Annotated in this window: 11 protein-coding genes; 4 read left to right on the forward strand and 7 right to left on the reverse strand. The window is 33.8% G+C overall.

Annotated elements, in window-relative coordinates; genetic code table 11:
* Positions 1-45: 45 nt before the first annotated feature.
* Complete coding sequence (locus EHC72_RS16475; protein ID WP_246029447.1) at positions 46-753, reverse strand: DUF2490 domain-containing protein; 708 nt, start codon at positions 751-753, stop codon at positions 46-48.
* A gap of 247 nt (positions 754-1000) precedes the next feature.
* Here EHC72_RS16475 and fabV point away from each other — a divergent pair, with 247 nt between their 5' ends.
* From fabV to EHC72_RS16490, 3 genes are all read left to right on the forward strand, one after another.
* On the forward strand, positions 1001-2194 hold the full coding sequence (gene fabV, locus EHC72_RS16480; protein ID WP_131538807.1) for an enoyl-ACP reductase FabV: 1194 nt from the start codon (positions 1001-1003) through the stop codon (positions 2192-2194).
* 95 nt (positions 2195-2289) lie between these two features.
* A complete protein-coding gene (locus EHC72_RS16485) occupies positions 2290-2823 on the forward strand; it encodes a GNAT family N-acetyltransferase (protein WP_131538808.1) in 534 nt (177 codons plus the stop codon).
* Positions 2824-3035: 212 nt separating this feature from the next.
* Positions 3036-3488 (forward strand): cold-shock protein, encoded by a 453-nt coding sequence (locus tag EHC72_RS16490; RefSeq protein WP_131538809.1) that lies wholly within the window; start codon positions 3036-3038, stop codon positions 3486-3488.
* Positions 3489-3919: 431 nt separating this feature from the next.
* On the opposite strand, the gene EHC72_RS16495 is transcribed toward EHC72_RS16490, so the two are convergent.
* The 4 genes from EHC72_RS16495 to EHC72_RS16510 all read right to left on the reverse strand — a co-directional run bounded on the left by EHC72_RS16495 (position 3920) and on the right by EHC72_RS16510 (position 9736).
* Positions 3920-4708 carry a glycerophosphodiester phosphodiesterase family protein gene (locus EHC72_RS16495; RefSeq protein WP_165585850.1) on the reverse strand — a complete coding sequence of 263 codons (789 nt, stop codon included), beginning with the start codon at positions 4706-4708 and terminating at the stop codon, positions 3920-3922.
* 129 nt (positions 4709-4837) lie between these two features.
* Entirely contained in the window at positions 4838-8044 is a 3207-nt protein-coding gene (locus tag EHC72_RS16500) for a TonB-dependent receptor (RefSeq protein WP_131538811.1), read from the reverse strand.
* A gap of 116 nt (positions 8045-8160) precedes the next feature.
* Positions 8161-9084: a FecR family protein gene (locus EHC72_RS16505; protein ID WP_131538812.1), complete on the reverse strand. Its 924-nt coding sequence runs from the start codon at positions 9082-9084 to the stop codon at positions 8161-8163.
* 70 nt (positions 9085-9154) lie between these two features.
* Positions 9155-9736 carry an RNA polymerase sigma factor gene (locus EHC72_RS16510; protein ID WP_131538813.1) on the reverse strand — a complete coding sequence of 194 codons (582 nt, stop codon included), beginning with the start codon at positions 9734-9736 and terminating at the stop codon, positions 9155-9157.
* Between the two features lie 345 nt (positions 9737-10081).
* Here EHC72_RS16510 and EHC72_RS23310 point away from each other — a divergent pair, with 345 nt between their 5' ends.
* Complete coding sequence (locus EHC72_RS23310; protein WP_394346888.1) at positions 10082-10375, forward strand: IS66 family transposase; 294 nt, start codon at positions 10082-10084, stop codon at positions 10373-10375.
* 269 nt (positions 10376-10644) lie between these two features.
* Here the strand turns inward: EHC72_RS23310 and EHC72_RS16520 are convergent, their stop codons facing one another.
* Both EHC72_RS16520 and EHC72_RS16525 read right to left on the reverse strand, forming a co-directional pair.
* Positions 10645-12516 (reverse strand): hypothetical protein, encoded by a 1872-nt coding sequence (locus tag EHC72_RS16520; RefSeq protein WP_131538814.1) that lies wholly within the window; start codon positions 12514-12516, stop codon positions 10645-10647.
* Between the two features lie 35 nt (positions 12517-12551).
* Positions 12552-13709 (reverse strand): glycerophosphodiester phosphodiesterase family protein, encoded by a 1158-nt coding sequence (locus EHC72_RS16525; RefSeq protein WP_165585852.1) that lies wholly within the window; start codon positions 13707-13709, stop codon positions 12552-12554.
* Between the last annotated feature and the right edge of the window lie 355 nt (positions 13710-14064).

A 14064-nucleotide genomic window follows, 5' to 3' on the forward strand; every position in this document is an offset into this window, starting at 1 on the left:
TTAACAATTGGTATATTCTGCTTTATAAAAAATGACTTTAAAACATTAAAACCTCGTATAAAGCGCCAGCTGAACAATGTTATTTATTGTATTATTATTTGCCCCATGCGATGCCTGATTCATATAGCCCGCTTCAACATCAACCGCTTTGGAGAAACGATAACCTGCCGCCAGATACATTCTATTTTGATCGAAAAAGCTATTATTAATTTGCTTCTTATTTTGGATATTTAAGAAAACCTCATTCTGTAAAGCAACAAAAGGACCCTTTTTAAAACCCGATTCTATTTTTTGCAAAGGCTGTATTAACCTGAAGAAATAACGAAAACGTTGTGCAAAAACATCCTCACCCGTTCTACCAATAAAACGTTGCTCTACCCTAACCCTATGGCTGGCAAATATTGAATTGAGTTTATGTGTATAAATATATTGCTCAAAAATGCGGTGCTCATTTAGGGTAAAATTTTCAAGCCCATCTACCCTATTCTGTGTAGTTTGCCACAAATAGCCTAACGTAACATTATGCTTTTCGTTAATAAAATAAGTTAGCCCTGGTCTTACCAACGTATTACGCATATAATCCCAACCATCGGCAGAACGTAATTGTAAATCAAACTGCAAACCCCAATGTTTATTAAATCTGGTATTATTAAGGAAGAAAAACCAGCCAGTGTTTTGATATTGCGTTTGCGCAGATAGTTTGCTCCATGCTAAAAATAGCATTAGAGCACTTAAAAGTACTTTTCTCATCATTAGATTAATTCCGGTAAATCTGTGTGCCGCTAAAATAATATAAATTGAATAAGCAGCCAATAAATATGTTAAACCTTTACAAATGGAGAAAATTTAAAGGCGGCAAAAGCAGCATTATTTAAATTTCATTTAGCCATAAACAATTAAAAATTTATCTTCGTTAAAGATTTGGCTATTTTAAGGAATATAAATTCGTAGGATTTGCCTTAAATTTTTAAAAATTACAAACGTAAAATCAAAGAATAAGATGATTATTGAACCAAGAATGAGGGGCTTTATCTGTTTAACTTCGCACCCAGATGGTTGCGCACAAAACGTAAAGAACCAAATTGATTATGTAAAATCTAAAGGTGCAATTAACGGCCCTAAAAAAGTATTGGTAATTGGTGCATCAACCGGTTTCGGTTTGGCATCAAGAATAGCCGCTGCTTTTGGTTCTGATGCTGCAACAATTGGTGTTTTCTTCGAAAAAGCGCCTTCTGAAGGCAAAACTGCATCACCAGGATGGTACAACAGCGCTGCTTTTGAAAAAGAAGCACACGCTGCAGGTTTATATGCGAAAAGCATTAATGGTGATGCTTTCTCAAAAGAAATTAAAGAGAAAACTTTAGAATTGATTAAAGCCGATTTAGGCCAGATTGATTTAGTAATTTATAGCTTAGCTTCTCCAGTTAGGAAACACCCTGATACAGAAGTTTTACACCGCTCAGTTTTAAAGCCTATTGGCGCTCCTTTTAGCAATAAAACAGTAGATTTTCATACCGGAATAGTATCTAACGTTACTATTGAGCCAGCAAACGAAGAAGATATTACCAATACTATTGCTGTTATGGGTGGCGAAGATTGGGCAATGTGGATTGATGCTTTAAAAGCAGAAAATTTATTGGCTGATGGCGCTACAACAGTTGCATATTCTTACATAGGCCCATCTTTAACTGAGGCAGTTTACCGTAAAGGAACTATCGGCCGTGCTAAAGATGATTTAGAGGCTACAGCATTTAAAATTGGTGATACTTTAAAAGATATTAATGGAAAAGCTTACGTATCAGTAAATAAAGCATTGGTTACGCAAGCAAGTTCTGCAATTCCAGTTATTCCTTTATACATTTCGTTATTATACAAAGTAATGAAAGCTGAAGGTATACACGAGGGCACTATTGAGCAAATTCAGCGTTTATATGCCGAGCGTTTATACACAGGAAAACCTGTACCAACAGATGAAAAAGGAAGAATTAGAATCGATGATTGGGAAATGCGTGAAGATGTACAGGCTAAAGTTGCCAAACTTTGGGAAGAAGCTACAACAGAAACTTTACCAACTATTGGCGATTTACCAGGCTACAAATCTGATTTCTTAAGTTTATTCGGTTTCGAAATTGATAAAGTTGATTATCAAAAAGAAGCAAATGAAATGGTAGAAATTGAAGGATTAGTTGGATAAATAAAATAATGATAGAATTTTGAATGACAGAATGAAATATACATTCACTCATTCAAAATTCTATCATTCAAAATTCACTCACTTAATTTACCTGCATGAATTTCGAACTACAACCCACACTAGAAAATGACTTATTAAAAATGATTCCGCTAAAGGAAACCGATTTTGAGGCACTCTATGCTGTCGCTTCTGATCCTTTAGTTTGGGAACAACATCCTAATAAAAATCGCTATCAGAGAGAGGTTTTTGAAAATTTCTTTAAAGGAGCTATGGAATCACAAGGGGCATTTTTGGTTATTGAAAAAGCATCAGGCAATGTGGTGGGGAGTTCCAGATATTACGAACTCGATGAGGAAAATAAATCTGTTGCGGTTGGCTATACTTTTATAGGCCGCGATTATTGGGGCAAGGAACATAACAAGGGTATGAAAAAATTAATGCTAGATCATGCCTTTAATTTTGCAAACAAAGTTGTTTTACACATTGGAGCAGAAAACTTCCGTTCGCAAAAGGCTACAGAGAAATTAGGTGCCGTTAAAGTTGCCGAACAAGAAATTGCTTATTATGGCGAACCAACGAAATGGAATTTCCTTTATGAAATAAAAAAGGAAGACTGGCAAGGCCGATAATTTTCATTATCAATTTTACAACATAAGCTGTTTTCAGCCTTAAGCCGTCATACTCTACACTTTAGCTTTCTGTTTAAAATTAAGATTGCATCAGCTTTAGTTTACAGCACTTTACACGTTCAGGAATAAAATCGTGATTGTAATTTAGTATTGTTATATTTGTACAAATCAGGGATATTTCATTCCCAGATCACAAAACAATTAAATAAAATATGGCTAAATCTCAGGCAACGTACAGTAAAAAAGAGAACGAAAAGAAAAGATTAAAAAAGAAAAACGACAAACAGGAAAAAAAAGAAGAGCGCCAGGCTAACAAGAAAAACGGCTTAAGCTTAGAAGACATGATGGCTTATGTTGATGAAAACGGAAACATTTCATCTACACCACCAGATCCGAAGAAAAAGAAAATCATTAATACTGAAGATATCCAGATTGGCATTTCAAGACAAGAAGATATTATTGATGAAAACCCTGTTAAAAAAGGAACAGTTACGTTCTTTAATGATAGCAAAGGTTATGGCTTTATTAAAAACACTGAAACACAAGACAGTATTTTTGTACACGCTAATGGTTTAACCATGCAAATTAAAGAGGGCGATAAAGTGAGTTTCGAAGTAGAAATGGGTCAGAAAGGACCAACGGCCGTTAAGGTTGCTAAAATTTAATCTTTAAGTTTTACGCTCCAGTTTTAAGGTAAAGCCTTAAAACTTTCAAATTATTGCAGAATTATCTGCTGCGCCTGGTTTTATAATCATTTATAATTCCGTCTATTTAAGCATAAAACCTTGCGCATAATTTTTCCTCCCAAAGGAAATTATCCATTAAATATTATTTTATTTGTGGTATTATTTAAGTTTAATACTTTAAATAATTGGTTTCGTTTAACCACTGTTTAAGTACATATTTTAATAACCTTAGATTGAGAGCCTGAATTGCCTCGAACTTTGGGAACTCAATTATAAAATAGTTTTTGTCATGTTCATATTCTGATCAGTTCACAAGAAGATGAAAATTTAGACAGTAGCAAAACGATGTCAATGTGAGTTGCAAGTTTTCTTTTAATCTCACCAACAAATTAAATTGAAAACTCAATTGCTCAATTTAAAATATTTAACACTTTTTTTGCACTATCAGTACAAATCATATCTATGCCTGCCTCAATCAAGTCCTTATATCTTATTATGGCAAGCTCATTTTTAAGTGTATCTATTCCACCATTTGTACCAAAAGATGTAATAATTCCCATTTCGTGAATTTTCTTGTAAAATGACTTTTCCTGAAGTTTTTGAGGGGTTAAGGCTACCAAGTTTTTAAAATTAATGCCAGATTTTTCAATTTTTGAAATATCCTCCCAACTGTTAAAACCTAGGGAAAGCATTAATGTTGGATATTCTTTATGTAGCTTTTGGGCACTTTTAATAGTGTAGCAAATTACAATAACGTTGCTTTGCATATTGGTTTGCCGAACAACATCCATCATTTTGTTTGAATCGGTTCCTGGTTTCATATCCAAAAAAAGATTAACGCTATTTTTCTTCGCAACCCTTAAAAAATCAAGTAATGTAGGTATGCTATTTTTTAAAATTTTTCCATAATCATCTTTCAAAAACAGTTTTTTTACCTCGTTGTAGTTTAACAAATTTAAATTTCCAGAACCAGTTGTAGTCCTGTCCAGCGTACTATCGTGCAACAAAACCAGAACACTATCTTTAGTCATTCGTACATCTATTTCTTGTACAGCACAGGGTAAAATAGCCTTTGTTTGCTGTAATGTAGCAATGTCATTTTCTGCAAAACCTGCAATCGGGCTATTGCGGTGTGCCATTACAAAAAAGCTATTTTTCTCGTTTTTCCACCTTAACTGATCTTGTAAACTTTCATGCATATTTAGGCATCTCATTTTATAGATAGGTGTATAAACAAAAGAACAATATATTAAAGCAATAATTGATGAATAAAAAAAATATTTCATAATGGTATAATAGATACTAACTGGTGAATGATTGCTTGGAGTTTAATTAAAATTATATCGAACGCCAAATTGAATACGATACCTGGAGTCTAAACTCGTATCGTATAAAAATTCTCCCTGCCCTAAATTATTGGGATTAACAGAAAAAGTGTTTCTGCTTTCGGCCGTAATTAATTGGGAATTGTTAAAGTTTTTAGCATAACCCCAGTTTTTGTTCAACAGATTGGTAAAGTTTAATATATCGACCGTTAGCTCAATTGTATTCTTCTTTTTGCCTATTAGAGCTGAAAAATCTTGAGCAAGTTTAAAATCCAATCTAAAATACCATGGATTAATTACGCCATTTCTTTGTGCATATTGGCCTCTATATTTTTTTAAGTAAGATGAATTGTTAATGTAATTATCTAAGGCTTGCCACTGCTGATCAGCTGTAAATAAAGTTCCTGAAATGGTTTTATCAATTAAATTAATGTCTGATTGTTTGGCTGGAATAAATATTAAATCGTTAGCTGCAACCTGATCGTTATTTACGTTACCAGTGCCACCATATACATAAGAACCGCGTCCCTGTTGCACACCTTCAAAAAACAAACCAATACGTGTAGTTAATTTATCTTTTGCATAATTTATTTGGTAAGACAGATTGCCAATAAAACGATGTCTTAAATCGAAATCGCTATAAGATAACACCGGAATATTGGCATTCCCAACAATAGGAATAGCATTAAAAGCACTCGATGGTGTGGTAGATCTAAAACTATAGGCATCTTTGGCAATACCATGTGTGTATGCTAACGAAGCGGATAGATGGTTATTAAACTTCTGCGTTACAGATGCCGTTAAAAACAACTGTTTGCCTAAATGGGTATTATTTAAAACATAAGCACCTGTTATACTATTATTTATACGGGGCTGTGCATAAACTAGCCTACCATTTGCATCAGTTGTTGCTGTATTATAGTTAAGGTTTGCATTTCTGTAATAGGCTGCATTAATATCTTTACTATATAATGCTTCGATTGAAAACATGGTCTTGCTTGATAAGGCAACATCAATAGCCAAAGTACTGCGCCAGGTTTGTGGCATTTTAAATTGTGGCGAAACCAAATCCAGTTCATATTGGGCCGGTGCTTTTTTATCAGTAGGAATGTAGTGGTTCGGGTCTGGGCTAAATGGATAGTGTGCCACATCCGCAGGTGCGGTAGCATTAATGTTTCCTTCGTTTAAACCATTCAATCCATAAGTTTTCTCAATATATACAAAAGGGATTAGACCTGTAAAAATACCGGTACCACCTCTCACCTGTAATAGTCTATTACCCAAAACGTTCCAGTTGAAACCTATACGGGGTGAAAATAAAATTTTTGTACCTGGATTGTTAGCCGTTCTGTATTTTTCTTCACCACCCATGGCATTTTGAAACGACATTGTTTCTACATCAGAATTATTAGTCGACTTGTTTAAAAATGAGACCAAATCCACGCGAATACCAGGAGTTATACTTAGATTTTTTATTTTCGAAATCTCATCCTGCAAGTAGAACCCACCTTGCAAAATTTTCGGGTTACTAAATGTTACCGATCTATTTTCTTGCAGGGTATAGCTTAAATTATAAGATGATGGCAAACCTAAGCCCGTACTAGCACCAATGGGAGTTACCGTACCTGCGGGTGCAGAATTATAAAATGAGCTTACACTGTTAAAACCAAATGCCCCTAGCGGAGTATAGGTAAAACTATTGCTTACATTCAGGTATTGCACACTTAGGCCTGTAGTAATTTTATGCCCAGATAAAATTAAGGTATAATCGTTTTGTACCTGTAGGTTTTGTTGCGCCACTCGATTATCTTTTGTTGCTCTATCGGTTCCAAAATTATAAACATTGTTATTATCGTTAATACTCACAAAAGGAAAAGGTGTACCTAAGTATGTCCTATAATCCGGCAAGGAAGTAAATGAAGCAAAAATACGGTTACTAGACCTATCACTTAGTCTGCTATTTAGTTCCCCTGTTATAGAATAGATGTTATTGTTGCGTTTGTAACGGCTATTGCCAAAATTAATTGTGTTTTTTGAATTTGTACCACCCAAACTTGCATCAGAGTTAAGTTGATTATAGCGTAAACTTGCTTTATGTTTATCGTTAATGTTCCAATCCAATTTTATTAAAAACTTATTGCTTTTTGCTTCGTTTTTGTAATTTTCGTACTGGCCGGCTTCATAATTATAATTGGTTTTTAAAAAGGAACTTAAAGCATCCAAATCATCAGCCTTAATGTTAGCAATATTATCGCCACTTAATCCAGTTCTAGCCGGAATAATACTTGTGGCCGGCGTAGTATTTTTTACATTTTCGTAGTTAACAAAGAAAAACAGCTTATTTTTTATAATCGGACCACCAAGCCTAAAGCCATAAGTGGTTTCGCTAAAATCTGTGCGAGGTATTTTGGTATCCCGTGTTTTCTGTCCTATTAAATTCTCATCTCTATAAAATGTATAGACAGACCCTTTAAGCTCATTATCTCCGCTTTTAGTTACAACATTAATTCCAGCTCCGGTAAAACCACTCTGCTTTACATCATAAGGAGATAGTTCTACAGAAATTTGCTCAATAGCATCTAAGCTGATGGGTTGCGCACCAGTAAAAGCGCCAGGAATTGCATTGCCATCGCCCCCCAGGCCAAATGAATTATTAAAAGCGGCCCCATCAATAGAAAGGTTATTGCTCTTACCTCCCTTACCAATCATACCTGCACTTCCTGCTTGGGGAACCAAACGCGTAAAATCACTTAAACTTCTGGAAATTGATGGTAGCGCTGCGAGTTGCTCTTTGCCTATGCTCAAAGAGGCACCCGATTTTACTATCCTGCCTGCCAAAGTAGATCTGACGGTTATTTCTTTCAAATTTGCCGTAGCTTCAGAAAGTGTAATAGCTACATTTAAATCTGCACCTAGCGTTACCTCTACATTGTTAATGGTATCGGGTAAGTAACCTAAATAAGATGCAATTATTTGATACGGCCCACCAACTTTAACGTTTAAAATATTAAACCTGCCATCGGCAGCTGTTCCAACTCTGTATCTACTACCAGATGAAGTGTGAATAGCTGTAATGGTAACGCCAGGTATGGGAGAATTTTTACCATCACTAACAATACCTGTAATGTTGCCTGTTGTAACACCTTGGGCATATAGCCCCTGTATTGAAAATAGGATTAGAACTGTTGCAATTAGTATTTTTCCCTTCATAATGAATATTATTTGTTTATGATACTATTGCATATATGAAGATGTTATACTCATGTTTAAAAATTAAATAATTGTTAAATAATTATTGATTAATTAATCTATGTTGGAATATAAAACTAGTAAAAGGTTATATAAACTTGGTTCGATTTAATTATGAAATGAAAATGATAGGTTTTACCTAATTTAATTAATGCTTGATTAAGGTTTAATTGATTAAAATATCCAGAATATTTTACGTTGCTTGCTTCTCCTTCAATGTGAAAATCTACATGGTAAATTCTTTTTAATTCCTGCACTATAGTTGTAAACGAGATTTCTTTGAACACGACATTTTCCTTTTCAGGATGTTCTTCGGCAACTTTTTTCAATACCTTTTCCAATTTTAAGGTATGATTGTACAAAATAGCCCTATCAGATTTTTTTAAGATAACGGCATCATTTAAATTGTCTTTGTTGGTTACTTTGACAATCCCACTTATCACTTCAACATTCAAAAGTACATTAGGATCATCCGTTATCGTGTTTACATTAAATGAAGTTCCCAGTACCTTAACCTGCGCATTTTTTGTATCAACAACGAAAGGATTTAAAGTATTTTTGGTCACCATAAAAAAGGCATTTCCGATAAGTGATACAAACCGGTTTTTCAAATAATTGTTGCTGAATTTTAATGTGCTGTTTGGTTTTAGCGCTACAATTGTTTGGTCTGGAAGCGTAAATTGTTTGCTTTTATTACCAGTTTTAAACTCATTATAGCTGACAGTGGCATTTGTGGGGACTATTTTGGGTACTGATGCGAAATATAAACCTGCTAAAAAGCATAATAATATCGTTGCCGCAATTGAAGTGTAAGCAATAACTTTTCTTTTGAAAATTACACTTTTCGCAAATTTTATGGTGCCGTCTTCGTTATTTATACCTGATAAAATATTAGCCTTTATTTTTTCATTGTTTAATAAATTTAGTGGCTCTGAGCTACTGTTTTCCCAGGCAGCTTCAAATTCTCTCTCAAAATCTTTATATTTTTCCAATTCGTTCATATCAATAAAAGCAAAGTGTCATTTTTATTTATATTGCATTTTTAACAAAATTTACTTACATCAAATTCACTTATAAAAAATTGATGGTGGTAACTAGCAACATGGTGACTATTAGTAATGCCTGTAATTTTTTCCGTGCTTTATATATTTGATTTTCTACTGTTCGTTGAGATATGTTTAAATCCTTAGCAATTTCTGCGGCGCTAAAATCAAATTTATAATAGAGATTAAATATACGTTGTTGCGATGTTGGTAATTTTAGGATTGCATTTTCAATATTTTCTTGAGTTTGCTTAAGTATGATACCATCATCAGATTTTGAAGAACTTAGAGGCTCAAGGCAATTGTCGATATTCTCTTCATTGCGTTTTTGCTTCAAATAGATTTTTTTCCATGTAAGCCTTTTAGCAATTGTTTTTAATAAACCTATAATTTGTTGGTTTTCATCCAGGCGTTCACGCTGTGACCAAATTTGAATAAAAGTTTCCTGTACGATGTCTTCAATCTCATCTGGTGAGAGATTGAAAGTTTTAATGGAATTATATACTTTAGAATAATAACGGTCGTATAAAATAAGAACAGTTCCTTTTTGCCCTCCCTTAAAGCCTCTAATTAAATTAAAATCTGGATTTACGTGTTCGTCTTCGGTCATTAAATAAAATTTGAAATTAAACTTTAGGGCCTGATTAAAAATGGATAAATAAAATGTTATGTGTTGAAAAGTTTATAAAAAGGCGTTGCCAATCGGCTCAATACCTACTAATTGTGAATAACAACAACCACAGTTAGTACGAAAGATTATCGAACCGATTTAAGTAATAACCAGGGGTAATTTATAAAAAAAACCTTACAGTTAGAGGGCCATAAGCGAAACCATAATTTACGATGTATTTGGAATACTATCCTTTATCTGGTTAAATAGGATATAAGTGGCAAAACTTTGCCCAGGTGGCAACTGGTTTACTACTATTATAAGAAATGGCTCGATTTAGACAGTTTGATTTGTTGTTATCCAAGATCCAGATTCAAACAGGCTTTCCTCAAACGGTTGTTAAAAAATAGAAATAGTATATTTACTTTCCTGCACCACCTTAAGGTACCTCCAGATAATAACGCATCAGAAAGAGCCGTTAGAAATGTTAAAATTAAAACCAAAGTATCAGGAAGATTTAGATCCCATCAAGGAGCAACCCGGTTCGCAATCATCCGTTCGGTAATCGATACTACAATTAAAAACACCAGCAACGTATTTCAAGCTATTAAGATTTTAGCTAATACAATACCTAAGTAGTAACTTAAATTGTAATGATGTTATTTTTATATTAATTTATTGACCATATCTTTTTTAAGAAAAAAATATTGATTGAATCATCGTTTTGAGAAACCATGATTAAAACTTTATCTAAAACTAATGCTGATGTCTTCCCTGGCACCAGCATTAGTTTCACTAAGCTATCTTAGAGATCAGAATATTGTACTATACCTCAAGATAAAACTGTAGTTTTTAAACTTTTAACTCTAAAAAAGCGTAAATCTTAATCACAACTCAGGTCTTTACTTTCAGTTAACCGGAGATACTACATTAATTGACCATAAATAATTATCAGGAAAATTACCGGGTTTATCAGGAAGATTACCGGTTTCTGAAATCATATTTTGGGTGATATAGGTAATTCCTTCCGTAGTATAATTGGGAACAAGAATTCTGGCGCCATAACCATTATTCGCCCGTATTAAATATAAGGGTTTTCCATTGGGATCGTCTTTTACATAAACCAACTGCCAATTAAATTTTACTGTTGTTGATAAGACAACATAACCATTGTCAACCAAATCACCTATTCCATCTTTTGCACCTAAGTAAGCTGGCGTGGCTGCCGTATTTGAGATCGTGTAATCAGATAAATTGTAAGTAGCAGATTTTTCATCAAAAAGAGCCGGAGATTTTTGGAGATAAAAGTATTCCCTACCTGGGCCTAGCACAAGAAAATAGTTCTGGGCGCCACTAACAGATATAGTCATAAACAATTTAGATCCATAATTGGCTATACTAACTTGTTGATTGGATGAAACGTTACTGAAATTTTCTCTTACGGCAGAATTAAATGATCCTGTTATTTTCCAATTATCATCTAATTTATTTGCGTTTTGGAGATACAAGTTATTATCACTGACCCCCAATTGATACCCTTTTGCCCTATATTCATATGAAAGGAAATTAAAACTGGCAATTGATGGATCGAGTAAATTATCAAAGTTACCTAATATGTGCCCCTTATAGAACTGGTCTCTTTCGCCCATACCATCAGCAGAAGCCTGATAATAAAAATTCCCTGTGTTAGCGTTCCATCGCGAGATTCTCTTCATAGTCTTTGCATTAAAAAATCTTGCGATATTTCCAGTTGCTGATATTGATGTACTGGGAATAAACCATCGATTAAAGCCGTATATCTGTTTGTTCCATTCCTCCTCGGCTACAGTTTTTATATAACCATCATTATATCCTGTTTTGTAGTCTGTACGATCCACAGTCAGAGATTTATCCTCATAACTCTTTACCAGGTATGAACGGCTTGGGTACAAAGGAGATTGCAATAAAAAATGATTACTTACCATTTCAGGAGAAAGCGTTTCTTTGTATATCATGATATCATCAAGCCTGTTAATGGCCTTACCTCCAACAGCTTCCCTTCCAAAAGTAATTTTACTGTCTTTTTTTATTACGTCCATTAAACCAAACCAAAAGTAATTTGCATAAAGCTTCCCGCCAGGCCGGCTGTAAAAGATCCTTGTAGCATATTGATCAGAAGTTATGGATACAAAAATATACCCAAAACCATGTTCATTTTCACTTGGAAATATATCATTAAAACTTATTTTGTATCTTGCTTGTGCCCAAATGACCATTTTGTTTGCAAAAGTCGAATATCTCAGAATTTGGAAATAACCATCCTTAGTCAGTCTAAGAGCGGCTACAACTGTCCCGGTATTATCCTTAATATTAAAAATCTGGCGCGCTACGCTATAGTCATCCGATCTCATCCAAAAGGACAAAGAAATCCCTTTATTGGCATCTATAACATCATTTAAAACTTTTGATGGTATTGTTGCATAATCTGCATCAGATGTAAACAGCAAAGCCTGCTCCGGGCTAGCAAATCTATCTGGAGCAGTTCCAACCGTTTTAGACATATCAAGGTTATAGCTATTATCACCTTTGTGTTTATAATCAGGAGCAACCATCTTCTCTAAGGTATACATACTGTACACCGTTGTGTTTTTATTATATTCGCCTGTATTATTTTCATATACTTCCTGGGCAATCGTCTTTTGGGCGAGCATACCAATAATTAATAAAAGCACATATTGTTTTGTAAATAATCCTGCACACTGTAACAGGAAGAATTTACTCTTTAAATATTTTGTTTTCATATTTTTTTTTTAAAAAATTAAATTATCGTCCATTATTATTTGATAGTCCTGTCCGGAAAAAATTCTAAAAATGTAATTACCTCATCAGTTATTATGTAACCATTAATGCCTGCAGTCTTACTTCCATTAGGGGATAAGATAAAATCCCAGTCTCCTCTTCTATCATCCTCAGGTTTTGCTGCGCAACATTGATTAATATTTACATTTCCTATATAGCGACCTTTATAATATTCAGGTTGCGCGGCAAATATCCCTACCCTTTTTTTTCCGTCTGCTCTTATCTTTTCAGCAACCTTAATAAGCACAACATCCGCACTTGTCTTAAATGCCATTTGATATATACCGGCTACACCTACATACTTAGGATTAAGCTTACACCATGCTTCCCATTGATTATAAAATCCCATTGGATCAGGAGCTGTGGCATTGTCTGGCTTAGAATCTGATTTGATAATCGGAGCAAAAATTATTTCTGCTTTTTGTGCTTCGGTGAGTTTGTTTAATGAAGAAGTAAAACCATTTACAGTTTTATTTCCTTTAAACATAACATACTTAAACGAGTTGGTTGCCCTTACCAGTTCTATACAGGCATTAAAAGTGACATCATCGTTGATATCTAATTGAATAATTACATTTTTGAGCCTACCAACAAAGGCAATAATATCTTCAAGCAAGGGGATTTTGGATAGCGTATAGATTTTTTCTTCATTTTTTAATCGCAACTTGGCTATATCACTCCAGTTATAATTATTAAACTTCCCATAACTATCTGTCCCGGTTCCATATTGATTTGGATAAGCATCCAAGAAATTTGTTGTTCGTTGTAAATAGTCGTCGTGCATTAAATAGAGTTCCCCATCTTTACTAACTTTAACATCTACTTCTATGATTTCCACATTTGGATTTGCAATAGCTGCAGTCACTGCTTCGATTGAATTTTCTGGCGTTCCGTCTGTCCAAGATGCCCGGTGAAGTGCCAGTAAAACGTAATTCGGGTTATATTTAGAATCTAATAAAACTTTTCTAAGTTGATCTAATGTCGGCCTTATGCGAACCTGGGCATACCCATTAAAACTTAAGCTCGTAATTGTAGTGAATAAAAACAGACTCCACAAAAAAGGAACCAAACATTTTTGCTTTTTATTTCTCCAGATTTCCTTTCTTGAAAAAACGATTTGACTTTGACTTTTCACAGGCTTGATTTTTAAATTGTTTAACACATTAATTAATACGATCTTATACTTGCTATTATAACATAGAATACATAACACAATATTACTTTACTTATAAAATAAAGTAATATTATATATATAAATTAGTCTAATTTTAATTACATATTAACCAAATATAAACTATATAAGCTAACTATATCTTACTTACATATTAACCTTTAAACATCAATATGTTAAATTATTCGTCACTGTCCTCTCCTAAAAAAACTTGACACATTTTGGTTTAAAAAAACCTTAAAATGAATCAAGAAAAAAGAAGCAATGGATTTAGTATTTTAGTGTCTGATTCTTTCGATCGTACCGACGACCGCAATGC

Origin of the sequence: Pedobacter nototheniae, from assembly GCF_004335085.1 — a bacterium.
Classification (GTDB): Bacteria; Bacteroidota; Bacteroidia; order Sphingobacteriales; family Sphingobacteriaceae; genus Pedobacter; species Pedobacter nototheniae.

What these genes read in the sequence shown, in the direction of transcription:
- EHC72_RS16500 (WP_131538811.1), bottom strand. Translation starts at nt 8,044, where the DNA reads ATGAAGGGAAAAATACTAATTGCAACAGTTCTAATCCTATTTTCAATA.
- EHC72_RS16475 (WP_246029447.1), bottom strand. Translation starts at nt 753, where the DNA reads ATGATGAGAAAAGTACTTTTAAGTGCTCTAATGCTATTTTTAGCATGG.
- EHC72_RS16510 (WP_131538813.1), bottom strand. Translation starts at nt 9,736, where the DNA reads ATGACCGAAGACGAACACGTAAATCCAGATTTTAATTTAATTAGAGGC.
- EHC72_RS16520 (WP_131538814.1), bottom strand. Translation starts at nt 12,516, where the DNA reads ATGAAAACAAAATATTTAAAGAGTAAATTCTTCCTGTTACAGTGTGCA.
- EHC72_RS16495 (WP_165585850.1), bottom strand. Translation starts at nt 4,708, where the DNA reads ATGCATGAAAGTTTACAAGATCAGTTAAGGTGGAAAAACGAGAAAAAT.
- EHC72_RS16490 (WP_131538809.1), top strand. Translation starts at nt 3,036, where the DNA reads ATGGCTAAATCTCAGGCAACGTACAGTAAAAAAGAGAACGAAAAGAAA.
- EHC72_RS16505 (WP_131538812.1), bottom strand. Translation starts at nt 9,084, where the DNA reads ATGAACGAATTGGAAAAATATAAAGATTTTGAGAGAGAATTTGAAGCT.
- EHC72_RS16485 (WP_131538808.1), top strand. Translation starts at nt 2,290, where the DNA reads ATGAATTTCGAACTACAACCCACACTAGAAAATGACTTATTAAAAATG.
- fabV (WP_131538807.1), top strand. Translation starts at nt 1,001, where the DNA reads ATGATTATTGAACCAAGAATGAGGGGCTTTATCTGTTTAACTTCGCAC.